The organism is Rathayibacter sp. AY1A7 (assembly GCF_002930845.1).
In the GTDB taxonomy this organism is placed as follows: Bacteria; Actinomycetota; Actinomycetes; order Actinomycetales; family Microbacteriaceae; genus Rathayibacter.
This window is the reverse complement of sequence record NZ_PSTL01000001.1, coordinates 258,236-284,810: the sequence shown is the minus strand read 5'-3', so window position 1 is coordinate 284,810 and position 26,575 is coordinate 258,236. Positions and strand designations below refer to the sequence as shown.

Here is a 26,575-nt window from a genome sequence, read left to right as displayed (position 1 = left end):
AGCCGACCCTGCGGTCGACTCCCCCTCCACGGTGCTGCGCTAGGCCGTCTTCGGCCGCGCGAACTCGTCGTAGGGCAGCGTGATCGGGCGGGTCCGCGGAGGCATCCGCACGACCGCCTCGAGCGCCGGGCCCAGTGCCTCGCGCCAGGCGCGGTAGCCGTCCTCGTTGAGGTGCAGGCCGTCCGGCGAGTACTGCTCGAGCAGTCCGCCGTCCTCGCCCGCGAGCACCGGCCACAGGTCGAGGTAGCCCGCGTGCGCCGTGGGCGCGAACTGCCACAGGTGGCGGTTGATCTCGCGGATCTGCGGCGCGAACTCGTGTCCGCGCGGCAGGACCGAGGTCACCAGGATGCGCACGTCCGGGAGGTCGCGCCGGAACGTCGCGACGATCGTCTCGATGTTGCGCACGACGTGCTCCGTCGTGCGGTGCCAGGCGAGGTCGTTGGTGCCGATCAGCAGCACCACCGTATCCGGCTCCTGCGCGACCAGCTCGGCGAGCCGCGCGACGACGTCCGCCGTGGTGGCCCCTCCGACTCCCTCGTCGACGACCGTCGACTCCGTCAGCCACTCGCCCCAGGCTCCCGCCTGGATGATGCTGTCCCCGATGAAGAGGACCTTCCCCAGCTGGAGTCCGCGCCCCGCGTCCGTACTCGACCGTTCGCTCATCGTGCTCCTCTCGTCGGCGTCCCGGGCGGCCTCGCCGCCGCCGGACCCCTCCATTGTCACCGCTGCACCCGGCGCCCGCCAGGGGAGCGCTCGTCGCCGGAGTCCGGCAGGTCGGCCGCGGTGGCCGTGATGCGGTTGGCCATGCCGTTGAAGATGATGCCGTGGAAGGGCAGGATCGCGAACCAGTAGAGCCTGCCCGCGAGGCCCTGCGGGAAGAACACCGCGCGCTGCGTGTAGACCGAGCCGCCGTCTCCGGAGGGCTCGGCGCGCATCTCGAGCCAGGCCCCGCCGGGCACCTTCATCTCGGCGCGCAGGCGCAGGAGCTTCGGCCGCTCGATCTCCTCGACGCGCCAGAAGTCGAGGGCGTCGCCGGCGTGCAGGCGCGCGGAGTCGCGGCGCCCGCGCTGCAGGCCCACTCCCCCGACGAGGCGGTCCATCCAGCCGCGGATCACCCACGCGAGCGGGAAGGAGTACCAGCCGTTGGTGCCGCCGATGCCCTCGATGACGCGCCAGAGCTTGGCCGGGTCGGCCTGGGTGCGGCGCTCCTTGAGGTCCACGTAGACCGTGTGGCCGGCCCACTCCGGGTCGCTCGGCAGCGGATCGCTGGGAGCGCCGACGACCTCCGCGTTCTGCCAGCTCGTCTCGATCTCGCCCGCCTGCATCTTTCCCAGCGCGAGCCGGACGGCGCGGCGGTAGGAGGTCAGCCCGCCCTCGGGGTCGGGGATGAGCGCGCGGATGTCCTGCTCGTGCACGACGCAGTCGTACTGCAGCGAGGCGATGATGGGCACCGCGAGCGAGCGCGGGATCGGCGTGACCAGGTTGACCCACTGCGAGGCCAGCCACGGGGTGAACACCGGCAGGGACGCGATCGGCCGCTGCGGGAGCCCGGCCTCGACCGCGTAGCCGTTCATCATCTGGCCGTAGCGGAGCACGTCGGGCCCGCCGATGTCGAAGGTGCGGTTGAGCGTGGCGTCCTCGAGCGACGCGGAGCCGATCAGGTAGTGCAGCACGTCGCGCACGGCGATCGGCTGGATGAAGTTGCGCACCCACTGCGGCGCGGGCATGTACGGCAGCACGTCGGTGAGGTGGCGCACCATCTCGAACGAGGTCGACCCGGAGCCGATGATCACGCCCGCCTGCAGGGCGATCGTCGGCACTCCCGACTCCATCAGGATCCGGCCCACCTCCGCGCGCGAGCGGAGGTGCTTCGAGAGCTCCTGGCCCTCGGGGTGCAGGCCGCCGAGGTAGACGATGCGGCCGACGCCGGCCGACTCCGCGGCCGTGGCGACGTTCTGCGCGGCGCGGCTCTCGACCTCCTCGAAGTGGGCGTGGTCGTTGCCCGAGCCCATCGAGTGGACGAGGTAGTAGAGGACGTCGACGCCCTCGACCGCGGCCTCCAGCGACTCCGGATCGCCGAGATCGCCCTGGGCGACCTCGACCTCCTCCGCCCACGGCACGTCGACCAGCTTGCGCGGGTCGCGCACCAGGACGCGCACCCGGAAGCCCGCCTCGAGGAGGCGCGGCGTCAGCCGGCCGCCGATGTAGCCGGTCGCGCCGGTGACGAGCGCGAGGGGGCGCGCCGAGTCGGAGGGGGTTTCGCTCATGCGGCCACGGTACGCCGATGGCCCCGGGACCTCTCCCGCTGGTGCGGGCCCGCGGCCCCTGCTAGGCGGCGGCCGGCATCCCGCTCAGTCGATGCCGAGGACCTCGCGGACCTGCACCACGTCGTGGTTCATCTGGCGGATGAGGGGCTCGACGCCCTCGTAGGCGACCTGGCCGCGGATCCGGCCGACGAACGCCACGTCGACCACGCGGTCGTAGAGGTCGAGGGTGTCGAGCGTCTGGTCGAGCACGTACGCCTCGACCTGCTTGGGCGGCACTCCGACGAAGGTCGGGTTGCTGCCGACCGAGATCGCGGCGGGATGCGTGACGCCGTCGGTGGTGAGCCGGCCCGCGTAGACGCCGTCGGCCGGGATCAGGCCCTGCGACTGCGGCGAGAGGTTCGCGGTCGGGAAGCCCAGCTCGCGGCCGCGCTTCGCTCCGTGCACGACCACGCCGCGGACGACGGGCTCGTGCCCGAGCAGGCGCGTCGCGTGCTCCACGTCGCCCTCGGCCAGCAGCTCGCGGATCCAGGTGGAGGAGACGCGGCGGCCGTCCTCGGGCCGCACGTCGTCGATCAGCACCACCTCGAATCCGTGCTGCCCGCCGAGCACGCGCAGCAGGTCGACGTCGCCCGCTCCCCGGGCGCCGAAGCGGAAGTCGGAGCCGACGAGGACCACACGGGCCTCGAGCGCCTCCACCAGCACCTGCTCGACGAACTGCTCGGGTGAGAGCGCCCGGAACGCCTCGTCGAAGGTGAGCAGCAGCGTCGCGTCCACGCCGGTCCCGGCGAGGAGCTCGAGCTTCTGCTCGTTGCCGACCAGGACGGGCGGACACTTCTCCGGCGCGATCACGCTGAGCGGATTGCGGTCGAAGGTGACGACGACGGCGGCGAGCCCCTGCTCGCGGGCCCGCTCGTGCAGCCGGCCGATGACGGCCCGGTGCCCGGAGTGGACGCCGTCGAACTTGCCGATCGTGACGGCGGAGGGTCCGATCCCGGCCAGGTCGCCGGGGCGGGTCTCGACGCGCATCAGGCGGCCGCCCGGGGCGTGCGCCGCCCCTGCACGCGGAGCCACCAGAGGCCGAGCACGGGCAGGACGAGCGGGATGAGCAGGTAGCCGGCGCCGAAGGCCGCCCACACCGTCGACTGGCGCCCGAACGGGTCGGCGCTCGCGAGCCCGAGGAGCTGCGGAGCGAGGAGGCTGAGCGCGCCGACCACGAGCACGCCCACCAGCTCGAAGGTGATCGTCACCCACGCGACGCGCTGCCAGGCGCGGCCCGGGACGATCAGGGCGACCGTCGCGACGACGTACACGACGGCCGAGAGCGCGGAGAGCGAGAACGCCAGCGGCGCCTCGTCGAACCGATCGATGATCTGGAAGACGGAGCGCCCCGTCGCGGCGAGCGCGAGGATCCCGTAGACCACGACCAGGAGGCTGCCGATCCCGCGCGAGCGGGCGGAACGGGTCGGCTCGCCGCTCCCGGGGGCCGAGGGGACTGAGGGGTCGTGAGCGGCCCGTCCGGACGCATCGCTGGCTGGTTTCGACATCGCACGTCCATGCTAGGCGCTCGCCGGGCCGGGCCCGGTGGCGGGCCCGATCAGGCGCTCTGGAAGAACCAGATCTGGTGCATCCGGTAGACCATGACCGCGATCGAGAGGCAGGCGACGCCCAGGATCACGGTGCTCCAGCGGCTCCGCTCGATGAGCGCCCAGAACCCGGCAGCGAGCGGCAGGAGCAGCGCCGAGATCAGGTAGATGTAGTACTCCGGCAGGCTCCCCGACGGGCGGTTGCCGACCAGCGGCGACACGATCGCGACCGCCAGCTGGACGATCAGCAGCAGCTCGACGATCGCCGTCGCGCCGACCGAGACGTCCGAGGGACGGCGGGCGAGCAGCCCGAGCACGAGGCAGAGCAGGCCGGCCGCGACGGCGATCCCCACCTGGAGGATCGTGAACCACTCGATCACGAGGCGGCCGTCCGCAGGTCCTCGGTCGGGAAGTTGACGACGCTCTTGAGCTGGGTGCCGCGCCGCTCGGCGAGGCCGATCAGCCGCTCCCCCGGGCCGACCGCGGCGAGGAGGCCCTTCGCTCCCGCCACCGCCTCCGGGGCCGGGATGCGCTTGCCGTTCGCGAGATCGCCCGCCTCCTGGGCGTCGAGGCGCAGCAGGGGGAACAGCTCGCCCGCCACGAGCGTCGGCGGCAGGAGCGCGGCGGGGACGTCGAGCTCGTCGATCTCGCCGGCCTGCGCCACGGAGAAGGGGCCGACCACGGTGCGCCGCAGCGCTGTCAGGTGGCCGCCGACTCCGAGGGACGCGCCCAGGTCGCGGGCGAGCGCGCGGATGTAGGTGCCGGAGGAGCAGGTGACGCGCACGTCCAGGTCGAGGAACCCCTCGACCGGGCGGCTCGCCAGGACGGCGAACTCCGAGACGGTCACGGGGCGGGAGGCGAGCACGACCTCCTCGCCGTCGCGGGCGCGGGCGTAGGCGCGGCGGCCGTCCACCTTGATCGCGCTGACCGTGCTCGGGACCTGCTCGATCGCTCCGGTGAGGGCCGCGATCGCGTCGGACACCGACTCCGGGGCGAGGGCCGCGACGAGGGCGGGCTCCGCCGAGGCGAGCACCTCGCCCTCCTGGTCGTCGGTGGTGGTGGAGGAGCCCAGCCGGATCGTCGCCTCGTACTGCTTGTCGAGGCCGACGAGGTAGGTGAGCAGGCGCGTCGAGGGGCCGAGACCGAGGATCATCAGCCCGGTCGCCATCGGATCGAGCGTTCCCGCGTGGCCGACCTTGCGGGTCCCCGCGCGACGGCGGGTCCGCGAGACGAGGTCGTGGCTGGTGATGCCGCCGGGCTTGTCCAGCAGGAGGATCCCGTTCGGAGCCGGGGCGGGGGTCTCGAGCACGGGTGCGAGGATACACGGACGGATCGGGAGTACTCCCGGGGTGGAGCCGGAGCCCTCCCCCGCCCGTCCTAGGCTGTCCGGATGAGGATCGCAGTACTCGGAGCAGGCGCCGTCGGCGGCACCATCGCCGCCCTTCTCGACCGCGCCGGGCACGACGTCGAGGTCACCGCCCGAGGCGACCACCTCACCGCGATCCGCCGGTCGGGGATCCGGCTCGACGGGGCGTGGGGCGAGCACACCGCCTGGGTCCGCTGCGGCGAGTCCCTCGATCTGGCACCCGATCTCGCCTTCGTCTGCACGAAAGCGCAGGACGCCGAGGACGCGCTGCGAACCAACCGCCGCACGGTCGACGGCACCCTCGTCGTCGTCGTCCAGAACGGACTGGACGGACTCACCGCGGCGGCCCGGCAGGTGCGCGACGCCCGGCTCGTGGGTGCTCTCGCCCTCTTCGCCGCGAGCCACCTCGAACCCGGCCGCGTCACCGTCACGGCTCCTGCCACGACCACGCTCGGCGTCCCCGGCCGCCCGGCCGACGACGACGTGCGCCGGGCCGCCGCCGTGCTCGGCGAGGCGGTCCCCACCGCCGTCACCGACGACTTCACCGGAGCGCAGTGGACGAAGCTGCTGATCAACGAGGTCAACGCCCTGCCCGCGATCACCGGGCTCTCGGTCCAGGAGACGATCGTCGATCCGGGGCTGCGGCGCGTCCTCGCCCGGTCGATGCGCGAGGCCGCCCGGACGGGCCTCGCGTCGGGCGTCCGCTTCGGCTCGCTGCAGGGACTCTCGAACGCGTCCGTCCGCGCCCTGGCCGCCGCTCCCCTGCCCCTGGTCGAGCTGCTCCCCCGCCGGATGGCCGCGCGGATGGGCGAGGTGCCGAACCCCGGGTCGACGCTGCAGAGCGTCCGCCGCGGAGTGCCGAGCGAGATCGACCACCTGGCCGGGGCCGTGGTCCGCACCGCTCACCGCGGCGGGCGCGAGGCACCGGTCAACCAGCTGCTGGTCGACCTGGTGCACGAGGTCGAGCGGGCGGGCGCCTTCGTGCCGCCGGCTGAGGTCGTGCGCCGCGCCGCCCTGGTCTGAGCCCGCGGCCCTGTCGGACCGACGCCGCCCGCGGCGGCGGCCTCCGTCCCGAGGCTCAGCAGGAGTCGGCGAAGAGGCGCCGGGGCTGCTCCGGATCGCGGATGTCGACGAGGATCCCCGCCAGCCGGCGCGGATCCGTCGTGGCGCGGTACGCCGCGTCCACCGGCGGCTCCTGCGTGTCGAGGCGGATGCTGGTGCTCCACGCGCCGCGCAGCTCCGGCCGGAGGGCGAACTCGCCGTCGACGAGCAGCACCGCGTCGCGGCCGGCGGTCCGCCATCGCGCCTGCCGCGCCTCGTCGCGCACCGCGTCGAAGCCCGCGAGCACGAACCCGGTGCTGCCGCCGAGGGTGAACGGATCGAGCAGGACGCGGCGCAGGAGCTCGTAGTCGTACCCGGCCGCGTAGGAGCGCTGCTCCTCGGGCACGGCGGGGTCGTCCCGATCGGCGCGGGGACGTCGGAAGTCGGCGAGGTGCGCGACGATCGCGTCCTTGCCGGCCCGGCGGAGCGCCTCCGCGAGGTCGAGCGCGAACGCCGCGCTCCCCGCGGGGTCGTCGCCGTCGATCCCGACCTTGACCCGTCCGCGCCCGTAGTTGTGCAGCACCTCCGCCGCGAGAGCGTCGAGCACATCGGCCTTCTGCGGAGCCCACCTGGTCATCCGCCCACGATACGCGCCGCCGCCTAGTGTGGGCTGATGCCCTCCGACCCTCTCGCCGACGCGATCACCGCCTGGTTCCGCACGAGCGCCCGCGACCTGCCGTGGCGCCGCGAGAACTTCCCCGCCTGGGGCACGCTCGTCAGCGAGTTCATGCTGCAGCAGACCCCGGTGGTCCGCGTCGTCCCGCGTCTGGCGGAGTGGCTGGAGCGCTGGCCGACACCCTCCGCACTCGCCGCCGTCCCGCCCGGCGAGGCGGTGCGCGCCTGGCAGTCCCTGGGCTACCCGCGGCGGGCCCTGCGCCTGCACGCCTGCGCCGTGGCGATCGCCGAGGAGCACGGCGACGTGGTCCCCGACGACGTCGAGACCCTCCTCGCGCTGCCCGGCATCGGCGACTACACCGCCCGCGCCATCGCCGTGTTCGCCTACGGGAGGCGGCACCCCGTGGTCGACACCAACGTCCGCCGGGTCCTCGCGCGCGCGGTCGACGGAGCGGCGGAGCCCGGCCCGCCCCGCGCGAGGGCCGACCTCGCCGCGATGTCGGCGCTGCTGCCCGAGTCGCTCTCCGAGGCGGCGGCCTTCAACGCGGGCGCGATGGAGCTGGGGGCGATCGTCTGCACCGCCCGCGCTCCGCGCTGCGACGAGTGCCCGATCCGCGACCTCTGCCGCTGGCGGGCGGAGGGGTACCCCGAGCACACCGGGCCCGTGAAGGCGAAGCAGAAGCGGTTCGAGGGCTCGGACCGCCAGGTCCGCGGCCTCATCCTCGCCGAGCTGCGCGCCGCGCACGGCCCGGTCACCGCGGCCGAGGTGGAGTCTCTCTGGCCGGACGCCGACCAGCGCGGTCGCGCCCTGGCCGGGCTCCTCGCCGACGGCCTGGCGACGGGCGGCCCGGAGGACGGCTACCTCCTCCCCGGCTCCTGAGGGCCCGTCGACCGCCGTCCGCGTCGGAGGAGGCGGGTAGGGTCGGCGCCGTGACCGGTCGCCGCCTCCGCCTCCCCCGCCCCGACGCCGCCGTCGAGCGCGCCCTCGACGTCGACCTCGCCCAGGACGTCCAGCGCGCCCTCGCCGCGGTCCGCGTCGAGAACGACCTGCCCGGCCCGTTCCCGCCGGCCGCGCTGGCCGAGGCCGAGCACGCGGACGCCGGAGCGGACGACGAGGACCGCGTCGACCGGACGGACCTCCCCTTCGTGACGATCGACCCGCCCGGCTCGCTCGACCTGGACCAGGCCCTCCACCTGGAGCGCACGTCGGAGGGCGTCGTCCTCCGCTACGCCATCGCGGACGTGCCCGCGGTCGTCCGCACCGGCGGAGCGCTCGACGCCGAGACGCGCCGCCGCGGCCAGACCTACTACCTCCCGGACGGCCGCGTCCCGCTGCACCCCGCGGTCCTCTCCGAGGGGACCGCGTCGCTCCTGCCGGACGAGACGCGCCGAGCGCTGGTCTGGACGCTGACCCTCGACGAGCGGGCGGAGCCGCGCTCGGTGCACCTCGAGCGGGCGCTCGTCCGCAGCGTGGCCCGGCTCGACTACGAGGGCGTGCAGCGCAGCGTCGACGCGGGCGATCAGCACCCCTCCCTCGTCCTCCTCCCCTGGTTCGGACGCGAGCGCCTGGCGCGCGAGGCCGAGCGCGGAGGAGCGAGCCTGACGCTGCCCGAGGAGGAGATCGTCGCCGCCGACGGCGGCTACCGGGTCGAGCGCCGCGCTCCCCTGGCCGTCGAGGGCTGGAACGCCCAGGTCTCGCTGCTGACCGGCATGGCGGCGGCGACGATGATGCTCGACGCGGGGGTGGGCATCCTCCGGACCATGCCCGAGGCCGACCCCGCCACCGTCGCGGCCTTCCGCTCCCGAGCCGCGGCGCTCGGCGTCCCGTGGCCCGAGGAGGAGGCCTACGGCGCCTACCTGCGCCGCCTCGACACCGCCGACCCCGCCCAGCTCGCCATCATGTACGCCGCGGCGAGCCTGTTCCGCGGCGCCGGCTACACCGCCTTCGACGGCGCCCCGCCGGAGCATCCCGAGCAGGCGGCTCTCGCCGCGCCGTACGCGCACGTCACCGCGCCGCTGCGGCGCCTGGTCGACCGGTTCGGCCTCGCCGTCTGCCTCGCGGTGTCCCGCGGCGGAACGATCCCGTCGCAGCTGCGCGAGGCGCTGCCCCTGCTCCCGCCGCTCCTCGCCGCGAGCGACCGCCGGGCCGGAGCCGCCTCCCGTGCGGCGACCGCGATCGTCGAGGCCGCCGTCCTCCGCGGCCGCGAAGGAGCCTCCTTCAGCGGGATCGTCGTCTCCTCGGCGCGCACCCGTTCCTCGGTCCAGCTGCTCGACCCGGAGATCACCGTCGACGTCCCGGCCCCGCTCACGCCGGGAGCCCGTGTCGTCGTCGTCCTGGAATCGGTCGACGTCGCCACGGGCTCCGCGGTGTTCGGGCTCGGCGCCTAGTCCTCGTCGTCCTCGCGGGGCTTCACATAGGGGTCGGCCTCGCCGGCGTAGTCCGCCTGAGCGGCGAGCGACTGCACCTGCGAGTCCTGGCTGCGCGCGGCGGCGAGCAGGTCCTCGATGTGCTTCGCGTTCTCGGGCACCGCGTCGAGGATGAACTCGAGCGACGGCGTGAGCCGGGACGTGATGTTCCTGCCCACCTCGGTGCGGAGCATTCCGGTGGCGGCCTTCAGGGCCGCGGCCGAATCGGCGCGCTCCTCGTCGGTGCCGTAGACCGTGTAGAACACCGAGGCGTGCTGCAGGTCGCCGGTCACCTGGACATCGGTGATGGTGACGAAGCCGAGGCGCGGGTCGCGGAGACCGCGCTCGAGCCGCTTCGCGACGATCACCTGGATACGTTCGGCGAGCTTCCTCGCCCGGGCCGGATCTGCCATGGCTGGTCCTCACATCTCTCTCGGCGAACCGTTCAGCTCGCCATTCAACCACTCTCCGCCCGGACGACCGGTCGCGTCCGAGGGGGCCTTGCTTCTGGGGCGTGATGCCCCTCGACCGCGCGTCTGCGACGGCGCGGGTGGGGTGCCTCCTCGCGGCTCCCTCCCGCGGGCCTGCGGCCCGCCCGCCAGGCCCGGCCAGGAGCCGCGAGGAGGCACCCCACCCGTGCCCGCGATCGGAGGGAGTGCGGGTCCGCCCCCCGGATCCTCGGGGACCGGGGTGGGAAGGCTCAGGTGCTGGATCGGGAGCCGGACGTCGCCTGCAGGCGCGCTGCTCGCGAGCTGCTCGTTCAGCGGGCGCACCCACCGATACAGGAGCGCCTGATCGGGGTCGGTCGCCCGCACCCGGGGGTGCGGAAGCGCCCGCTGGAGGGTGCGCACCTCCGGGACACGGGCGGCCCGCGATTCCTCCCGCAGGGCGCGAGAGGACGAGAGTCCCCTCCCGATCCCGCACGAACAGCGCCGTGAGACGCCGGAAGGCCCGGGCGGACCCGGGCCTTCCAGTGGAGCGGATCAGCCTCGCGGCTTCTCCTTCATCTCGATCGTCTCGATCTCGTCGCCGATCTGGATGTCGTTGTACTTTCCGAGTCCGATACCGGCCTCGTAGTCCGTACGGACCTCCGTGACGTCGTCCTTGAAGCGACGCAGCGACTCGATGGCCAGGTTGTCCCCGACCACGACGCCGTCACGGATGACGCGCGCCTTCGAGTTGCGGGTGATCGTGCCGGAGCGGACGATGACACCCGCGATGTTGCCGAACTTGGAGGAGCGGAACACCTCGCGGATCTCGGCGACACCGGACTGGACCTCCTCGAACTCGGGCTTGAGCATGCCCGTGAGCGAGTTCTCGACCTCTTCGATCGCGTTGTAGATGACCGAGTAGAAGCGGATGTCCACTCCTTCTCGAGCAGCGCGCTCGCGGGCCTTCGGGTCGGGGCGGACGTTGAAGCCCACGATGATCGCGTTGTCGATCGTCGCGAGGTTGACGTCCGACTCCGTGATCGCACCGACGCCGCGGTGGATGATGCGCAGCTGCACCGAGTCGTCGACCTCGATCTTGACGAGCGACTCCTCCAGCGCCTCGACGGCACCGGACACGTCGCCCTTGATGATGAGGTTGAGCGACTCGACCTTGCCCTCCTCGAGAGCACGGGTGAAGTCCTCAAGCGAGATGCGCTTGCGGGCCTTGGCCAGCAGGGCGTTGCGCTGAGCGGCTTCGCGCTTCTCGGCGATCTGACGGGCCGTGCGGTCCTCCTCGGTGACGAGGAAGGTGTCGCCGGCGCGGGGCACGGACGAGAGTCCCTGCACCTGCACCGGACGCGACGGCACGGCTTCGAGGACGGCGTTGCCGTTCTCGTCCGCCATCGCACGGACGCGGCCGTAGGCCGTTCCGGCGACGATCGCGTCTCCGACGCGCAGCGTTCCCGACTGGATGAGCACGGTCGCGACCGCACCGCGTCCCTTGTCGAGCTTCGCCTCGATCGCGACTCCGCGCGCCTCCTTGTTGGGGTTGGCGCGCAGGTCGAGACCGGCGTCCGCGGTGAGCAGCACGGCGTCCAGGAGGTCCTGGATGCCGGTGCCCGCGCGAGCCGACACGTCGACGAACATGACGTCTCCGCCGTACTCCTCGGCGACGAGCCCGAACTCGGTGAGCTGCTGGCGCACCTTGGCCGGGTTGGCGTCGGGCTTGTCCACCTTGTTCACCGCGACCACGATCGGCACGTTGGCCGCCTGGGCGTGGTTCAGCGCCTCGATGGTCTGCGGCATGATGCCGTCGTCCGCCGCGACCACGAGGATCGCGATGTCCGTGACCTGGGCACCGCGGGCTCGCATGGCGGTGAACGCCTCGTGACCCGGGGTGTCGATGAAGGTGATCGGGCGCTCGATGCCCTCGTGCTCCGCGACGACCTGGTACGCACCGATGTGCTGCGTGATGCCGCCCGCCTCGCCGGCGACGACGTTGGCGTTGCGGATCGCGTCGAGCAGGCGCGTCTTTCCGTGGTCGACGTGACCCATGACGGTGACGACCGGCGGACGGATCTCGAGGTCCTCGTCCGTCTCGTCGTCGAGCTCCTGCTCGAGGTCGAGACCGAAGCCCTCGAGGAGCTCCTTGTCCTCGTCCTCGGGCGAGACGACCTGGATCTTGAAGCCGAGCTCGGAGCCGAGCACCTCGAAGGTGGCCTCGTCGAGCGACTCGGTCGCCGTCGCCATCTCGCCGAGGGCGAAGAGGACGGTGACCAGGTTGCCGGGGGGCACCGGCACGCCGGTCATGGCCTCGATCTTGTCGGCGAAGTCCGAGATCGACGCGCCGCGGCGCAGACGGATGACCGTCCTGCCGTCGCCGCGGGGGACGCTGACGCCGCCGAGCGACGGGGCCTCCCTGAGCTCGAACTCCTGACGCTTCGTGCGCTTGGACTTCCGGGCCTTGCTCTTGCCGCCGCCGCGACCGAAGGCTCCTGCGGTTCCACCGCCGGGGCCGCGACCGCGACCGCCGCCGCCACCGGGACGCGGGGCGAAGCCGCCACCGGCACCGGGAGCGCCGCCGGGGCGCTGGAAGCCGCCGCCGGCCGGACGACCGGCACCGCCGGGACGTCCTGCTCCGCCGCCGGGTCCGCCGGGACGCTGGCCGAAGCCGGCGGGGCGCTGGCCCATGCCGGGTCCGCCGGGTCGGGGCGCGCCGGGGCGCGGAGCAGCCGGGCGGGGGATGTTGCCCGGGGTCGGACGCGATCCCATGCCCTGCGAGCTGGCGAAGGGGTTGTTGCCGGGGCGCGGGGCGGCGGGACGCTGTCCCATGCCCTGGTTGCTGGCGAACGGGTTGTTGCCCGGGCGCGGGGTGCCGCCGGGGCGGTTGGAGCCGCCCGAGGCGCCGCCGGGGCGCGGGGTGTTCGCGGCGGGAGCCGGACGCGGGGTCACGGGCTTGGGTCCGCCGGGGGTCGCGCCGGACGCCGGCTTCTCGGCGGCGGCCGGAGCCGCGGGGGCCTCGGTCGGAGCCGGAGCGGCGGCCTCGGCGGGCGCGTCCTTGGCTGCCTGGGCGCGCTGAGCGGCCGCGGCCTCCTGGGCTGCCTGAGCCTGGGCCTGGCGCTCGGCGACAGACATCGGCGGTGCCGGCGCCGGAGCGGGCGGCTTGGCCGGTCCGGGCGTGGGCGCGGACGGACGCGCGCCGGAGGGGCGCGGGGCCCCGGGACGGGCACCGGCGGCGGGGGCGGCCGGGGTCGCCGACGCTCCCGCGGAGGAACCGCCCTGGCCCTGGAGGGCCTGGCGGAGCTTGCGCGCCACCGGGGGTTCGATGCTCGAGGACGGGCCCTTGACGAACTCGCCGAGCTCCTTCAACTTCGCAAGTGCAACCTTGCTATCGACACCCAGTTCGGATGCGATCTCGTGTACGCGTGGTTTTGCCACTTCTCTCCTGTCTTGGGCCTGCACCCAAGACGGGGGCAGGCGTCACGAACGGACGGGTCTCATTTCGAGCCGCTCATCAGTCTTCGCTCATGATCAGTTCACGGGCCGTTCTGCCTGTTCTCTATGGTGTGATCGTGCGCTGCTCCGGCCCCTCCGGTCGAGGGGCCGAGCCGGTCGGATCGTGCGATGTACTGCTCCAGCTCGCTCGCGTCCACGCTCTCGCGTGTCCGGAACGCTCTTCCGAACGCGCGGCGCTTGACCGCGAGCTCGTAGCAGTCGGCTGTGTCGTGGAGCCACGCTCCCCGACCAGGACGGACGGCACGCGGGTCTACCGCGAGGACGTTCGAGTGGAGGACCAGCCTCAGAAGAGAGGCCCGGGGGGCGCGCAGACGGCAGCCGACGCACGTTCTGACGGATTCCACTCTACTCCCTCCCCTCCGGGACCGCTCCCCCGCACGGCCGATGATCGGGGATCACTCCCCGTCCATCACCGAATCGGGCTGGATGTCGATCTTCGCGCCGGTCAGCTTGGCGGCGAGGCGGGCGTTCTGGCCCTCCTTGCCGATGGCGAGCGAGAGCTGGTAGTCGGGGACGAGCGCCCGGACGGCCTTGAGGCTCTGGTCGATCACGAACGCGCTGGTCACCTTGGCGGGCGAGAGCGCGCTGGCGACGAAGGTCGGCAGGTCGGAGGAGTAGTCGACGATGTCGATCTTCTCGTTGTTGAGCTCGGCGGTCACCGCGCGCACGCGCTGGCCGAGCTCGCCGATGCAGGCGCCCTTGGCGTTCACGCCGGGCTCGGTCGCGCGCACCGCGATCTTGGTGCGGTGGCCGGCCTCGCGGGCGAGGGAGACGATCTCCACCACGCCGGACGCGATCTCGGGGACCTCGAGGGCGAACAGCTTGCGCACCAGCGACGGGTGGGTGCGGGACACCTGGACCGACGGGCCCTTGGGTCCGCGGCCGACGCTCGTGACGTAGACGCGGATGCGGCGTCCGTGGCTGTAGTCCTCGCCGGGCACCTGCTCCTCGGGCGAGAGGATCGCCTCGATGGAGCCGAGGTCGACGTGGATCATCCGCGGGTTGGGGCCCTGCTGGATGACGCCGGCGACGATGTCGCCCTCGCGGCCCTTGAACTCGCCGAGCACGTGCTCGTCGGCGATGTCGCGCAGGCGCTGGTTGATGACCTGCTTCGCGGCGAAGGCGGCGATGCGGCCGAAGTCGCGCGGGGAGTCCTCGGCCTCGCCCACGACGGCGCCCTCCTCGTCGAGCTCGGGCACGAAGACCGAGACGTGACCGGTCTTGCGGTCGAGGTGCACTCGCGCGTCGACGGCGGTGGCCTTGTCGGCGTCGTCGGCCTGGCCGATGTGCTTGAGGTAGGCGGTCAGGATCGCCTGCTCGATGATCTGCACGAGTTCCTCGAAGGGGATCTCGCGCTCGCGCTCCATGAGTCGCAGAACGCTCAGGTCGATGTCCACGGGCGGGCCTTTCTCTCTATTCACTTGGATGCCGCGGTGGTGACCGCGGTCGTTCGCCTGCCGGGCTCTCACCCGGATCAGCCCTCAAGGGTACCCGACGCGGCCCGGGGTTCCACCCGCGGATCCCGCCGACGCACGGAGGGCCCCGCCTGCCACGGGAAGCGGTGGCGGGGCCCTCGGCGTGTCGGGTCTAGGCGCCCAGCCGGGCGAGCGCCTCGGCGACCGGGAGCTGCTCGCGCTCGCCGGACCGGCGGTCCCACAGCTCGACGATCCCGTCGGCCGCTCCTCGCCCCGCGATGACGATCACGGGCACCCCGATCAGCTCGGCGTCGCCGAACTTGACGCCGGGCGAGACCTTCGGGCGGTCGTCGAGCAGCACGTCGCGGCCGGCGGCCTCGAGGGAGGCGCCGACCGACTCGGCGAGCTCGAGAGCCGCCGCGTCCTTGCCGGTCGCGATGACGTGCACGTCGAACGGCGCGACGTTCGCGGGCCAGAGCAGTCCTCGGTCGTCGTGGGTGGCCTCGGCGATGATGGCGAGGATGCGGGTCACGCCGATGCCGTAGGAGCCCATCGTGACGGTGACGAGCTTCCCGTTCTCGTCGAGCACCTTCAGCCCGAGGACGTCGGCGTACTTGCGGCCGAGCTGGAAGACGTGGCCGATCTCCATGCCGCGGGCGGTCTCGATCGGGCCCGAGCCGTCGGGCGCCTCGTCGCCGGTGCGGACGTCCGCGACCTCGACGGTGGCGTCGCCGTGGAAGTCGCGGCCGGCGACCAGGTCGAGGACGTGCTGCCCGGAGACGTTGGCCCCGGTGATCCACGCGGTGCCGTCGACCACGCGCGGGTCGAGCAGGTAGCGGACGCCGGTCGCCGACTCCTCGCCCAGGACGGCTCCCTCGGCCGACCAGGGTCCGATGTAGCCCTTGACCAGTCCGGGGTGCTTCGCGAAGTCCTCCGCGGTGGCGGCCTCGACCTCGGCCGGGGCGAAGGCCACTTCGGCGCGCTTGAGGTCGACGTCGCGGTCGCCGGGCTGGCCGACGATCACGAGCTCGCGGGTGCCGTCGAGCGCGGTGAGCGCGAGGACGACGTTCTTCAGGGTGTCGGCGGCGGTCCAGGCGCGGCCGTCGGGGCGGGGCTGCGTCGCGTTCGCCAGGTCGACCAGGGTCTGGATGGTCGGGGTGTCGGGCGAGTCGAAGACGCGCGCCTCGGGCAGGCCCTCGACGGGCAGCGCCGCGGGGACGGGCGTGCGGTACGCCTCGACGTTCGCCGCGTACCCTCCCGCCGATCGGACGAAGGTGTCCTCGCCGACGGGGGTGGGGTGCAGGAACTCCTCGCTCCGGGAGCCACCCATCGCTCCGGCGTCGGCCTGCACGATCACGTACTCCAGGCCCAGGCGGGCGAAGATCCGCTCGTAGGCGTCGCGCTGGCGCTGGTAGCTCGCGTCGAGGCCGGCGTCGGTGTAGTCGAAGGAGTACGCGTCCTTCATCGTGAACTCGCGGCCGCGCAGGAGGCCCGCGCGGGGCCGCGCCTCGTCCCGGTACTTGTCCTGGATCTGGTAGATCGACAGGGGCAGGTCCTTGTAGGAGGAGTAGAGGTCCTTCACGAGCAGCGTGAAGAACTCCTCGTGCGTGGGAGCCAGCATGTAGTCGGCGTCCTTGCGGTCCTTCAGGCGGAACACGCCGTCGCCGTACTCGGTCCAGCGGCCCGAGAGCTCGTAGGGCTCGCGGGGCAGGAGCGCGGGGAAGTGCACCTCCTGGGCGCCGGCCGCCTCCATCTCCTCGTGGATGATCCGCTCGATGCGGCGCTTGACGCGCAGGCCCAGCGGCAGCCAGGCGAAGACGCCGGGCGCCTGACGGCGGATGTAGCCCGCGCGGACGAGGAGGCGGTGGCCCGCGACCTCGGCGTCGGCGGGATCCTCCCGGAGCGTGCGGACGAACAGATGCGAGAGACGGGTGACCACGAGGGACGATCCTATCCGCTGCGCTCCCCCGGCTCGCGAGGGCGCCGGGAGCCTCAGTCGGGGATCCGCGAGAAGACGACCGCTCCGCCCGTGCCGTCCAGCAGCACTTCGTCGGGGGTGCCGCCGATCGTCATCGGGCCGGAGAGGAGCGCCCGGAGCCGGATGGCCTCGGGGCTCGGCGTGTCGGAGCAGCTGTCGGATCCGGTCACCTCATCGCCGGGGACCAGCACGCCGTCGTCGATCCGGTAGGCGGCGCTGACCACGAGGCAGCCCGTGCCGACGACCAGGGTCGGCGCACCCCCGACGCTCTCCGAGCGGAGGCGAACGCGGGCGTCCTCGACCCAGGCCGTGTACGGGGTCTCCCCCTCTGCCGCGGTCAGCACCCAGCGGTCGCAGCCGAAGGGGTCCTGCGGGGTGCGGCTGTCGATGCACTCGCCGGCCTCGGAGGACGGGCCGCTGCGGAGCGCGGCGACACCGGAGGCGAGGAGCGCGGCGGCGACGACCACGAGCGCGAGGCGCAGTGCGGGGCGGACCACGTCGATCCGCCCCGCGCCGTCAGTTCGCGCCGACGGTGACGACCGGGGCTCCGGTCGAGGTGTCGTCGGCCGGCATCTCGGCGGCCAGGCGGTTGGCCTCCTCGATGAGGGTCTGGACGATCTCGGCCTCGGGGACGGTCTTGATGACCTCGCCCTTGACGAAGATCTGGCCCTTGCCGTTGCCGGAGGCGACGCCCAGGTCGGCCTCGCGGGCCTCGCCGGGTCCGTTGACGACGCAGCCCATGACGGCGACGCGCAGCGGGACGCTCATGCCCTCGAGGCCGGCGGTGACGTCGTTGGCGAGCGTGTAGACGTCGACCTGCGCGCGGCCGCAGCTGGGGCAGGAGACGATCTCGAGCTTGCGCTCGCGGAGGTTCAGCGACTGGAGGATCTGCAGGCCGACCTTGACCTCCTGCGCGGGCGGGGCCGAGAGGGACACGCGGATGGTGTCGCCGATGCCCTCGCCGAGGAGGATGCCGAAGGCGGTGGCGGACTTGATCGTCCCCTGGAACTCGGGGCCGGCCTCGGTGACGCCGAGGTGGAGGGGCCAGTCGCCGCGCTCGGCGAGCTGGCGGTAGGCCTTCACCATGACGACGGGGTCGTTGTGCTTGACCGAGATCTTGAAGTCGTGGAAGTCGTGCTCCTCGAAGAGGCTGGCCTCCCAGACGGCGCTCTCGACGAGGGCCTCGGGGGTGGGCTTGCCGTACTTCTGCAGGATGCTCGGCTCGAGCGAGCCGGCGTTGACGCCGATGCGGATCGAGACGCCGGCGGCCTTCGCGGCGGCGGCGATCTTGCCGACCTGGTCGTCGAACTTGCGGATGTTGCCGGGGTTCACGCGGACCGCGGCGCAGCCGGCGTCGATCGCGGCGTAGACGTAGTTCGGCTGGAAGTGGATGTCGGCGATGACCGGGATCTGGCTCTTCTTGGCGATGATCGGCAGCGCCTCCGCGTCGTCGCGGCTCGGCACCGCGACGCGGACGATGTCGCAGCCGGACGCGGTGAGCTCGGCGATCTGCTGGAGGGTCGCGTTGATGTTCGTCGTCGGTGTGGTGCACATCGACTGGACGCTGACCTGCGCGTCACCGCCCACGAGCACCTTGCCCACCTTGATCTGGCGGGACTTGCGGCGGGGGGCGAGGGTCATGGGGACCTTGGGAAGACCCAGATTCACTGCTGGCACGCGCCCCATCGTACGCGCGCCGCGGGACCCCTCGTCCGCTCGCCGCACCTTCCCAGCCGCCGCCCCTCCTGCGCGCCTCGGAACCCGTCCACCGCACCTGCTCTCAGCCCGAGACCGCACGACGATCCGCGGTCGCCTCGCTCCCGAGCCGAACCGCCGATCCCATCCGAGCGATTCACCGCAGACGCTGCCAGCCCGCTCCCTTTCACAGAGCGGACCGCGCCACGCCGGTCAGCGACCGCCCTGCCACCCCCGAGGCGAACGGGTGAATCGCGTCCCAGCGATTCGCCCCAGCCGTCCGCACCCCGCTCCACCCACGCCCCCACCCCGAGAAGCCGACCGCGCCACGCCGGGCGAGGACCGGCGTGGAATCCAACTCAGAACAGCGTGATCGGCTTGACGATGTCGGCGTAGATGAGGAGGGCGCTCATGCCGCCGAGGACGAGGACGACGACGTAGGTGAGCGGGAGCAGGCGGGCGATGTCGACGGGGCCGGGGTCGCGGCGTCCGAGGAGCCTGGCGATCCGGCGGCGCAGGCCCTCCCAGAGGGCGCCGGCGATGTGGCCGCCGTCCATGGGGAGCAGCGGCACCAGGTTGAAGACGAGGAGGGCGACGTTGAGCGAGGCGAGGACGCCGACCATCGTCTGCACCTTCGACACGACGGGGAGCTGGTCGGAGGCGGCGATCTCGCCCGCGATCCGGCCGACTCCGACGACGCTGATCGGGCCGTTGGCGTCGCGCGCCTCCGAGCCGAACGCCGCCTGGGCGACGTCGATGAGGCGCTGCGGCAGGTTGAGGATCACGTGGGCGACGCTGGTGATGTTCGACCAGACCGTCTCGGGCACCGCGGTGAGCGGCTGCTGCGCGAGGGCCGACGTGGGCGAGATGCCGATGAAGCCGACCGTCTGCGTCTCGATCGCACCGGAGGCGTCGGTGACGGGGGCGCCGTTCGCGTCGGTCACCGCGACCTCGTTCTCGGCGGGGGTGATCGTGAGGGTCAGCGGGGCGCCGTCGCGCTGGACGGACACGCTGAGCGGGATGCCCGCGGAGCGCTGGATGATCGGGGTCAGGTCGTTCCAGGTGCTCACCGGAGTGCCGTCGATCGCCGTGATCGTGTCGCCCGGCAGCAGGCCGGCCGCGGCTCCGGGTGCCAGCGGGTCGTCGGCGGTGCAGGTCGCGGTCGCGCGCTGCGACTCCGGGACCACGCACTGCGAGACCGCGGCGAGGGTGCTGGTGCTCTGCGGGATCCCGATGCCGCAGAGGAGGACGGTGAAGAGGACCGTGGCGATCACGAGGTTCATGAAGGGGCCGCCGGCCATGACGATCACGCGCTTCCACACGGGGAGCCGGTAGAACGCGCGATGGTCCTCGCCGTCGCCGATCGTCTCGGCGCTGGCGGCACGGGCCTCGTCGATCATCGTGGCGTAGGCGCCGCGCCGGGGCTCCTCGAGCTGGGCCTCGGAGGACGCCAGGCCGTTGAAGAAGCCTGTGCTCGACTCCGTGGGCCGGTCCCCCGGGTGCTTCGGCGGGTACATGCCGATCATGGCGATGTAGCCGCCGAGCGGGATCGCCTTGACGCCGTACTCCGTCTCGCCGCGTCGCCGGGAGAAGAGGGTCGGCCCGAACCCGATCATGTACTGCGTGACCTTGACCCCGAACAGCTTGGCGGGGAGGAGGTGCCCGACCTCGTGCAGGGCGATGGAGAGGGCGACGCCGACGGCGATGATGACGACGCCGAGGACGAAGAGCAGCACGGATTCCACCGACACACTGTAGGCCGGGCCCGCCCGTCCACGCTGGGGTGCGCCTGCACGGATCCGATGAACTCCGCGGCCGAGCGGATCAGCGGCGCGACGTCCGCCGACAAGGATCCGCGGAGACGGAGCCCGTCCGGATGACCCCTGGTCAGACTCCGGCGATCCGCTCGTCCGCCGTGCGGCGCGCCCACTCCTCCGCCGCGGCCAGCGACTCGCGGGTCAGCGAGCCGTCGACGCTGTGCGCATCGACCACCGCCTCCACCGTCTCGAGGATGTCGAGGTAGCCGATCCGCCCCGCGTGGAACGCCTGCACGGCCTGCTCGTTCGCCGCGTTGAACACGGCCGGGTAGGAGGCGCCCGCCTCCCCGACGCGCTTCGCGAGCCGGACCGAGGGGAACGCCTCCTCCTCCAGCGGCTCGAACGTCCAGGAGTGGGAGCGGCTCCAGTCGAGCGGGACGCCGACCCCGGCGACGCGGTGCGGCCAGTCGAGGCCGAGCGAGATCGGGAGCCGCATGTCCGGCGGCGAGGCCTGGGCGATCGTCGAGCCGTCGACGTACTCGACCATCGAGTGGATCACCGACTGCGGGTGCACGGTGACGTCGATCCGGTCGTAGGGGACGTCGAAGAGCAGGTGCGCCTCGATCACCTCGAGCCCCTTGTTGACCAGAGTGGAGGAGTTGGTCGTGACGACCAGGCCCATGTCCCAGGTCGGGTGTGCGAGCGCCTGCGCCGGAGTGACGTCGCGGAGGGAGGCGCGGTCGCGTCCCCGGAACGGCCCGCCGGACGCGGTCAGCACGAGGCGGCGGACCTCGCGGTGCTCGCCCGCGAGGAGGGCCTGGGCGATCGCGGAGTGCTCGGAGTCGACCGGCACGATCTGACCGGGACCGGCGAGCGAGGTGACGAGCTCGCCGCCGACGATCAGCGACTCCTTGTTGGCGAGGGCGAGCGTCCTGCCCTCCTCGAGCGCCGCGAGCGTCGGGCCGAGCCCCACCGAGCCGGTGATCCCGTTCAGCACGACGTCCGCGTCGACCGAGCGGATCAGCTGCTCGGCCTCCTCCGCGCCGAACGCCGTGTGCTCGACGCCGAACGCGGACGCCTGCTCGGCGACCGCCGCCCGGTTCGAGCCGGCGGCGAGGCCGACGACCTCGAACCGCTCGCGGTTCGCGCCGATGACGTCGAGAGCCTGCGTGCCGATGGACCCGGTCGAGCCGAGGATGATGACCCTGCGCATCCGCCCATCCTGGCACGGAGCAGCCAGCGCCTCCCGGTCAGCTGATGGCGAGGATGTCGACCACGAAGACGAGGGTGTCGGTCCCGCTGATCCCCGCGTTCTGGTTGCCCTGGTCGCCGTAGCCCTTCGACGGCGGGATGGTGACCAGCACCTGCGAGCCGACGGTCTGGCCGACCACGGCCTCCTTGAAGCCCTCGATCACGTCGCCGGTGCCGAAGGCGGCGGGAGCGGGCTTCCCCCAGCTCTGGTCGAACACCTCGCCGGTGCCCCAGACCACACCCTGGTACTGCACGATCAGCTGGTCGCCGTCGGCCACGGTCGCGCCGCTCCCCTTCTTGAGGACGGCGAGCTGCAGGTCGGCGGGCGGGTCGGTCGAGGGGATGGTGACGGTGGGCGCCCCGTCCTCGGCGAGCGCCACCGTCGGCAGGCCGTCGACCGGGGGCTGCGGCTCGCCGTCGGCGGCGGTCGGCACGATCTGCTCGACGTCGATCACCATGACGATCGAGTCGGTCGCGGCGATGCCGAACTGGCTCTGCCCGGCGTCGCCGAACGCGTCGGCCGGGGGAACGACGGCGACGACGCGCGAGCCGACGGTCGCGCAGTTGACGGCCTTCACGAGGCCGGCGAGGTACTGGTCGGTGTCGACCTCGAAGGCCGCGCGGCCACCGGACGCGTAGCTGCTCGCCGAGAACTCGGCACCGCTCGTCCCGTTGTAGAGCGTGTAGTCGACCAGCACGGTGTCGCCCTCGGCGACCTCCTCGCCGGTGCCCTCGATCGCGACGGAGCGCTCGGTGGCATCCACGCTGACCGGGCTGGGGAACACGGTGACCGGCTTGGTGGCGAAGTCGCCGCTGGTCTGCACCGCGGCGGTCGCCTCGCCCTCGGTCGCGCAGCCGAGCGGGGTGGCGGAGGCGGACGGCGCTGCATCCGGCTCCCCGGGGGTGCAGGCCGCCAGGCTCAGGGAGGCGCCGAGGACGGCGAGGATCGCGAGGGTTCTGCGCACAGGGGCACCTTTCGTGACCGGCGGCGGCCGGTGGACGTTCGGGGATCGCCTCCATCCTGCACGGCGCGCCTCGCAACGCGCTGGGTGCGGGTCCTCGAACGGTCCCAGGCCTACCATCGGGGCATGCGTGAATTCTCGGTCCCCCAGTCCCGAGAGCTCGTCACCGAGCTCCCCGGCCCGCGCTCCGTCGCCCTCCAGGAGCGCCGCGTCGCCAGCGTCTCTCGCGGCGCCGGGACGCTCGCGAACATCTACATGGACCACGCGTCGGGCGCGGTCCTGGTCGACGTCGACGGCAACCGCCTGATCGACCTCGGCTGCGGCATCGGAGTGACCACCATCGGCCACGCGCACCCCGCGGTCGCCGCGGCGGCCGCCGCGCAGGCCGAGAAGCTGACGCACACCCTCTTCACCGTCACTCCGTACGAGAACTACGTCCGGGTCGCCGAGAAGCTCGCCGAGATCACCCCCGGGGACTTCGAGAAGCACTCGATCCTGGTGAACTCCGGCGCGGAGGCGGTCGAGAACGCCGTCAAGATCGCGCGGAAGTTCACCGGCCGCCGCGCCATCGCTACGCTCGACCACGCCTTCCACGGCCGCACCAACCTCACGATGGCGATGACCTACCGCCCCTGGCCGGAGCGCGCGGGCATGGGCCCCTTCCCGGGCGAGATCTACAGCCTCCCGATCAGCTACCCGTTCCGCGATCCCGAGGGCATGACGGGCGAGGAGGCGGCCGAGCGCACCATCGACTACATCACCACCCACATCGGCGCGCAGGAGCTGGCCGCGCTCTTCGTCGAGCCGATCCAGGGCGACGGCGGCATCATCATCCCGGCGCCGGGCTACTTCCGCCGCCTGTCCGAGTTCTGCACCGAGAACGGCATCGTCTTCGTCGCGGACGAGATCCAGGCCGGCATCGCCCGCACCGGCACCTGGTACTCCATCGAGCACCACGGCGTGGTCCCGGACCTCATCACGACGGCCAAGGGCATCGCCGGCGGCTTCCCGCTCGCCGCCGTCACCGGCCGCGCCGAGATCATGGACGCCGTGCAGCCCGGCGGCATCGGCGGCACGTTCGGTGGCAACCCCGTCTCCACCGCCGCGGCGCTCGCGACGTTCGAGGCGATCGAGTCCGAGGGCCTGCTGGAGGAGGCGCAGCGGGTCGAGCGCCTGCTGCAGGCGCGGATCGGCGACTGGGCCGAGCGCTTCGCGGTCGTGGGCGAGGTCCGCGGCAAGGGCGCCATGTGGGGCGTCGAGCTCGTCCACCCGGGCACGAAGAAGCAGTACCCGGAGGCGCTCACAGCGATCCTGAAGCACGCCACCACGAACGGCGTGATCGTCCTCGACGCGGGCAGCTGGGACAGCGTGCTGCGGATCATGCCGAGCGTGGTCATCAGCGAGGAGCTCATCGACGACGCCGCGACGGTCATCGAGGAGGCGCTCGCCCAGTTCGGCTGATCCGCCGCATGACCGGAGCGGCATGGACGCCCCGGTAGCTTCGTCGGAATGCGGATCGACGACGACCACGAGAGGCCGACTCCCCCGGGGATCGGCCTCTCCGCGCGTCTGGCGCGCCTGTCCATCGGCGGCGTCGGCCGGCTGGTCTACCGGCCGATCGTGGAGGGGCGCGACAACGTCCCGGCCGAGGGACGCGTGATCCTGGCGGCCAACCACCTCTCGTTCATCGACTCCCCGGTGCTGACGCTGCTCGCCCCGCGGCCGGTGCAGTTCCTGGCCAAGTCGGACTACTTCACGGGGACCGGCGTGCGGGGCGCCCTCTCGCGCGCGTTCTTCACGAGTGTCGGAGCCGTCGCGGTCGAGCGCGGCGCCGGCCAGGCCGCTCAGGAGGCGCTGGACCTCGGCCGGGCGATCCTCGAGCGGGACGAGGCGTTCGCCGTCTACCCCGAGGGCACCCGCTCCCGCGACGGGCGCCTCTACAAGGGCCGCACCGGAGTGGCATGGCTCGCCCTCACCACGGGCGCGCCGGTGGTCCCCGTCGGCATGATCGGCACGCAGGAGCTCCAGCCGGTGGGCACGAGGGTGCCGCGCCTGCACCGGATCACGGTCCGCTTCGGGGCTCCGCTGGACCTCTCGCGGCACGGCTCCGCCGACTCCGGCCGCGCCCGACGCCACGCCACCGACGAGGTGATGGCGGCCGTCCACGCGCTCTCCGGGCAGGAGCTCGCCGGTGCGTACAACGAGTCGCCGCCGACGACCACGGTCGAGCGCATCCGCCGGGCGCTCCCGCACGAGCGCCGCTGAGCCTCAGCGCGCGGACGCCTCCGGCTCGTGGGCGACGGGGAAGTTCACGGAGTTGGCGATGAAGCAGAGCCGGGAGGCCTCGGCGTGCAGCGTCTGGGCGATCGCCACCATCGACTCCTCGGCGACAGTGACGCGGGGCCGGAGGGTCACCGAGGTGAAGCGGCCGCTCTCCCCCTCCTGCAGCATCGAGCCCACCGCGTCGTCCGTGTAGCCGGTGACGACGACTCCGTTCTTGACCGCCACGTGCAGGTACGAGAGGAGGTGGCACTGCGCGAGCGCCGCGAGGAGCAGCTGCTCCGGGTTCCAGCGGTCGGCGTCGCCCCGGAAGGGCGTGTCGGCCGAGGCGAGGATGGGCGCCGGGCCCTCCGCCGTGACGGTCAGCTGGCGCCCGTACTCGCGGTAGCCGCTCGTGCCGGTGCCCCGGTCGCCCTCCCAGACGACGGACACCGCGTACTCGTGCTCGGACTTCATCGGGCTCCTCCTCGACGGCGGTGGATCAGGCCGGTCGCGCCGGTCTGGACCTCTGGACGCGGAACCCCCGCGGGTAGACTCCGAGGACCATGACAGACACGCTCGCCCCCCAGGTTCCCACGTCCGCAGTCCCCCAGGAGCGGCGCGTCGCGACCGAGATCCCCGGGCCGCGATCCCGGGCCCTGCACGAGCGCCGCCTCGCCGTCGTGCCCACCGGCGTCGGCACCGCGCTCCCCGTCTACATCGACCGCGCGCACGGCGCGATCCTGGTCGACGTCGACGGCAACAGCTTCATCGACCTCGGCGCCGGCATCGGCGTGACGACGATCGGGCACACCGACGACTCCGTCGTCGCGGCCGCCGCGGAGCAGCTCGCGCGCCTCACGCACACCCTCTTCACCGTCACACCGTACGAGCCCTACATCCGCGTCGCGGAGCTGCTGGCCCAGCACACCCCCGGCGACTTCGCCAAGAAGACCGTCCTGGTCAACTCCGGTGCCGAGGCGGTCGAGAACGCCGTCAAGATCGCGCGCAAGCACACCGGCCGCCCCGGCGTCGCGGTGCTCGACCACGCGTACCACGGACGCACGAACCTCACGATGGCCATGAACTTCAAGGCGCTGCCCTACGGCCTGGGCTTCGGACCCTTCGCCAGCGACGTCCACCGTGCGCCGAGCTCGTACCCGTACCACGACGGCCTGTCGGGAGCCGAGGCCGCCCAGCGCGCGATCTCGTACCTCGAGAAGACCGTCGGCGCGTCCGCCCTGGCCTGCCTCGTCGCCGAGCCCATCCAGGGCGAGGGCGGCTTCATGGTCCCCGCCGACGGCTTCCTCCCGGCACTGCAGGAGTGGTGCACGGCCAACGGCATCGTCTTCGTCGCCGACGAGATCCAGTCGGGCATGGCCCGCACCGGCGCCTGGTTCGCCAGCGAGCACCTCGGCCTCGTCCCCGACCTCGTCCTCTCGGCCAAGGGCATCGCCGGCGGCCTGCCGCTCGCGGGCGTGACGGGCCGCGCCGAGATCATGGACTCGGCGCAGGCCGGCGGACTGGGCGGCACCTTCGGCGGGAACCCCGTCGCCGCCGCCGCCGCCGTCGCGGTCTTCGAGCGCATCGAGCGCGAGGGCCTCCTCGCCGAGGCCGACCGGATCGGCGCACGCCTGGGCGCGGCGCTGCGAGGCCTGCAGGAGCGCTACGACATCATCGGCGACGTCCGCGGCATCGGCGCGATGATGGCGATGGAGCTCGTGCAGCCCGGCACCGCCGGCACCACGAAGGAGCCGAACGCCGTCGCGGTCCAGGCGATCATCGACTACGCCGCCCAGCACGGGGTCCTCGTGCTGAGCGCCGGCACCTACGGCAACGTGGTCCGCTTCCTGCCGAGCCTCGCCCTCACCGACGAGCTGCTCGACGACGCCGTGTCGGTCATCGCTGACGCGTTCGCCACCCTCTAAGCGCGATCCTCCGAAGGCCACCGCAGGCGCCGAGGCGCTCCCCGG

General features: G+C 72.9%; 24 protein-coding genes. 6 read left to right on the top strand and 18 right to left on the bottom strand.

The window, feature by feature from the left end; genetic code table 11:
* Positions 1–39: 39 nt before the first annotated feature.
* The 6 genes from C5B95_RS01245 to truB form a co-directional block, all read right to left on the bottom strand.
* Positions 40–663: a GDSL-type esterase/lipase family protein gene (locus tag C5B95_RS01245; RefSeq protein WP_104225671.1), complete on the bottom strand. Its 624-nt coding sequence runs from the start codon at positions 661–663 to the stop codon at positions 40–42.
* Positions 664–719: 56 nt separating this feature from the next.
* Positions 720–2,267, bottom strand: coding sequence for an SDR family oxidoreductase (locus tag C5B95_RS01240; protein ID WP_104348299.1), 1,548 nt, complete (start codon positions 2,265–2,267; stop codon positions 720–722).
* A gap of 84 nt (positions 2,268–2,351) precedes the next feature.
* A complete protein-coding gene (locus tag C5B95_RS01235) occupies positions 2,352–3,293 on the bottom strand; it encodes a bifunctional riboflavin kinase/FAD synthetase (protein WP_104267021.1) in 942 nt (313 codons plus the stop codon).
* Positions 3,293–3,811: a hypothetical protein gene (locus C5B95_RS01230; protein WP_258059729.1), complete on the bottom strand. Its 519-nt coding sequence runs from the start codon at positions 3,809–3,811 to the stop codon at positions 3,293–3,295. The genes C5B95_RS01235 and C5B95_RS01230 overlap by 1 nt, the downstream gene beginning before the upstream one ends.
* A 50-nt stretch (positions 3,812–3,861) precedes the next feature.
* Entirely contained in the window at positions 3,862–4,230 is a 369-nt protein-coding gene (locus C5B95_RS01225) for a hypothetical protein (RefSeq protein WP_104223058.1), read from the bottom strand.
* Positions 4,227–5,159: a tRNA pseudouridine(55) synthase TruB gene (truB, locus tag C5B95_RS01220; RefSeq protein ID WP_104348298.1), complete on the bottom strand. Its 933-nt coding sequence runs from the start codon at positions 5,157–5,159 to the stop codon at positions 4,227–4,229. Before truB ends, C5B95_RS01225 begins: the two co-directional genes overlap by 4 nt.
* A gap of 81 nt (positions 5,160–5,240) precedes the next feature.
* Here truB and C5B95_RS01215 point away from each other — a divergent pair, with 81 nt between their 5' ends.
* Positions 5,241–6,239 carry a ketopantoate reductase family protein gene (locus C5B95_RS01215; RefSeq protein ID WP_104246568.1) on the top strand — a complete coding sequence of 333 codons (999 nt, stop codon included), beginning with the start codon at positions 5,241–5,243 and terminating at the stop codon, positions 6,237–6,239.
* A 55-nt stretch (positions 6,240–6,294) separates the two neighbouring features.
* Here C5B95_RS01215 and C5B95_RS01210 read toward each other — a convergent pair whose 3' ends face one another.
* Positions 6,295–6,894, bottom strand: coding sequence for a hypothetical protein (locus C5B95_RS01210; protein ID WP_146076470.1), 600 nt, complete (start codon positions 6,892–6,894; stop codon positions 6,295–6,297).
* Between the two features lie 36 nt (positions 6,895–6,930).
* Here C5B95_RS01210 and C5B95_RS01205 point away from each other — a divergent pair, with 36 nt between their 5' ends.
* Together C5B95_RS01205 and C5B95_RS01200 are read left to right on the top strand one after the other, a co-directional pair.
* Positions 6,931–7,812: an A/G-specific adenine glycosylase gene (locus tag C5B95_RS01205; protein ID WP_104223054.1), complete on the top strand. Its 882-nt coding sequence runs from the start codon at positions 6,931–6,933 to the stop codon at positions 7,810–7,812.
* A 50-nt stretch (positions 7,813–7,862) separates the two neighbouring features.
* Positions 7,863–9,320, top strand: coding sequence for a ribonuclease catalytic domain-containing protein (locus C5B95_RS01200; protein ID WP_104348296.1), 1,458 nt, complete (start codon positions 7,863–7,865; stop codon positions 9,318–9,320).
* Here the strand turns inward: C5B95_RS01200 and rbfA are convergent.
* From rbfA to C5B95_RS01150, 10 genes are all read right to left on the bottom strand, one after another.
* A complete protein-coding gene (rbfA, locus tag C5B95_RS01195; RefSeq protein ID WP_104223052.1) occupies positions 9,317–9,751 on the bottom strand; it encodes a 30S ribosome-binding factor RbfA in 435 nt (144 codons plus the stop codon). The two genes, C5B95_RS01200 and rbfA, sit on opposite strands and share 4 nt — an antisense overlap.
* A 570-nt stretch (positions 9,752–10,321) precedes the next feature.
* Positions 10,322–13,207 (bottom strand): translation initiation factor IF-2, encoded by a 2,886-nt coding sequence (gene infB, locus C5B95_RS01190; protein ID WP_104246572.1) that lies wholly within the window; start codon positions 13,205–13,207, stop codon positions 10,322–10,324.
* Between the two features lie 98 nt (positions 13,208–13,305).
* Positions 13,306–13,629 carry a YlxR family protein gene (locus C5B95_RS01185; RefSeq protein WP_104348295.1) on the bottom strand — a complete coding sequence of 108 codons (324 nt, stop codon included), beginning with the start codon at positions 13,627–13,629 and terminating at the stop codon, positions 13,306–13,308.
* 51 nt (positions 13,630–13,680) lie between these two features.
* Entirely contained in the window at positions 13,681–14,682 is a 1,002-nt protein-coding gene (nusA, locus tag C5B95_RS01180) for a transcription termination factor NusA (protein WP_104225180.1), read from the bottom strand.
* Between the two features lie 190 nt (positions 14,683–14,872).
* Positions 14,873–16,639, bottom strand: coding sequence for a proline--tRNA ligase (locus C5B95_RS01175; protein ID WP_104348294.1), 1,767 nt, complete (start codon positions 16,637–16,639; stop codon positions 14,873–14,875).
* 53 nt (positions 16,640–16,692) lie between these two features.
* The gene (locus C5B95_RS01170; protein ID WP_104348293.1) at positions 16,693–17,175 is read right to left on the bottom strand and encodes a hypothetical protein; all 483 of its coding nucleotides are present in this window, start codon (positions 17,173–17,175) and stop codon (positions 16,693–16,695) included.
* A gap of 19 nt (positions 17,176–17,194) precedes the next feature.
* Positions 17,195–18,355, bottom strand: coding sequence for a flavodoxin-dependent (E)-4-hydroxy-3-methylbut-2-enyl-diphosphate synthase (gene ispG / locus C5B95_RS01165; protein WP_173244694.1), 1,161 nt, complete (start codon positions 18,353–18,355; stop codon positions 17,195–17,197).
* 377 nt (positions 18,356–18,732) lie between these two features.
* Positions 18,733–20,118 carry an RIP metalloprotease gene (locus C5B95_RS01160; protein ID WP_258059728.1) on the bottom strand — a complete coding sequence of 462 codons (1,386 nt, stop codon included), beginning with the start codon at positions 20,116–20,118 and terminating at the stop codon, positions 18,733–18,735.
* A gap of 142 nt (positions 20,119–20,260) precedes the next feature.
* Positions 20,261–21,343: a 1-deoxy-D-xylulose-5-phosphate reductoisomerase gene (locus C5B95_RS01155; protein ID WP_104348291.1), complete on the bottom strand. Its 1,083-nt coding sequence runs from the start codon at positions 21,341–21,343 to the stop codon at positions 20,261–20,263.
* A 37-nt stretch (positions 21,344–21,380) separates the two neighbouring features.
* Entirely contained in the window at positions 21,381–22,346 is a 966-nt protein-coding gene (locus C5B95_RS01150; protein ID WP_159939270.1) for an FKBP-type peptidyl-prolyl cis-trans isomerase, read from the bottom strand.
* Positions 22,347–22,469: 123 nt separating this feature from the next.
* On the opposite strand from C5B95_RS01150, the gene C5B95_RS01145 reads away from it, so the two are divergent.
* Together C5B95_RS01145 and C5B95_RS01140 are read left to right on the top strand one after the other, a co-directional pair.
* A complete protein-coding gene (locus tag C5B95_RS01145) occupies positions 22,470–23,804 on the top strand; it encodes an aminotransferase class III-fold pyridoxal phosphate-dependent enzyme (RefSeq protein ID WP_104223043.1) in 1,335 nt (444 codons plus the stop codon).
* 48 nt (positions 23,805–23,852) lie between these two features.
* Positions 23,853–24,608 (top strand): 1-acyl-sn-glycerol-3-phosphate acyltransferase, encoded by a 756-nt coding sequence (locus C5B95_RS01140; RefSeq protein WP_104223042.1) that lies wholly within the window; start codon positions 23,853–23,855, stop codon positions 24,606–24,608.
* 3 nt (positions 24,609–24,611) lie between these two features.
* Here the strand turns inward: C5B95_RS01140 and C5B95_RS01135 are convergent, their stop codons facing one another.
* The gene (locus C5B95_RS01135; protein WP_104223041.1) at positions 24,612–25,079 is read right to left on the bottom strand and encodes an OsmC family protein; all 468 of its coding nucleotides are present in this window, start codon (positions 25,077–25,079) and stop codon (positions 24,612–24,614) included.
* A gap of 89 nt (positions 25,080–25,168) precedes the next feature.
* On the opposite strand from C5B95_RS01135, the gene gabT reads away from it, so the two are divergent.
* Positions 25,169–26,530: a 4-aminobutyrate--2-oxoglutarate transaminase gene (gabT, locus tag C5B95_RS01130; RefSeq protein ID WP_104223040.1), complete on the top strand. Its 1,362-nt coding sequence runs from the start codon at positions 25,169–25,171 to the stop codon at positions 26,528–26,530.
* Positions 26,531–26,575 lie beyond the last annotated feature (45 nt).

Bases quoted from the DNA above. Each gene is read 5' to 3' on its own strand.
- C5B95_RS01245 (WP_104225671.1), bottom strand. From the start codon at position 663: ATGAGCGAACGGTCGAGTACGGACGCGGGGCGCGGACTCCAGCTGGGG.
- C5B95_RS01240 (WP_104348299.1), bottom strand. From the start codon at position 2,267: ATGAGCGAAACCCCCTCCGACTCGGCGCGCCCCCTCGCGCTCGTCACC.
- C5B95_RS01235 (WP_104267021.1), bottom strand. From the start codon at position 3,293: ATGCGCGTCGAGACCCGCCCCGGCGACCTGGCCGGGATCGGACCCTCC.
- C5B95_RS01230 (WP_258059729.1), bottom strand. From the start codon at position 3,811: ATGTCGAAACCAGCCAGCGATGCGTCCGGACGGGCCGCTCACGACCCC.
- C5B95_RS01215 (WP_104246568.1), top strand. From the start codon at position 5,241: ATGAGGATCGCAGTACTCGGAGCAGGCGCCGTCGGCGGCACCATCGCC.
- C5B95_RS01210 (WP_146076470.1), bottom strand. From the start codon at position 6,894: ATGACCAGGTGGGCTCCGCAGAAGGCCGATGTGCTCGACGCTCTCGCG.
- C5B95_RS01205 (WP_104223054.1), top strand. From the start codon at position 6,931: ATGCCCTCCGACCCTCTCGCCGACGCGATCACCGCCTGGTTCCGCACG.
- rbfA (WP_104223052.1), bottom strand. From the start codon at position 9,751: ATGGCAGATCCGGCCCGGGCGAGGAAGCTCGCCGAACGTATCCAGGTG.
- C5B95_RS01155 (WP_104348291.1), bottom strand. From the start codon at position 21,343: ATGCGCAGGGTCATCATCCTCGGCTCGACCGGGTCCATCGGCACGCAG.
- C5B95_RS01145 (WP_104223043.1), top strand. From the start codon at position 22,470: ATGCGTGAATTCTCGGTCCCCCAGTCCCGAGAGCTCGTCACCGAGCTC.
- C5B95_RS01140 (WP_104223042.1), top strand. From the start codon at position 23,853: ATGCGGATCGACGACGACCACGAGAGGCCGACTCCCCCGGGGATCGGC.
- C5B95_RS01135 (WP_104223041.1), bottom strand. From the start codon at position 25,079: ATGAAGTCCGAGCACGAGTACGCGGTGTCCGTCGTCTGGGAGGGCGAC.
- gabT (WP_104223040.1), top strand. From the start codon at position 25,169: ATGACAGACACGCTCGCCCCCCAGGTTCCCACGTCCGCAGTCCCCCAG.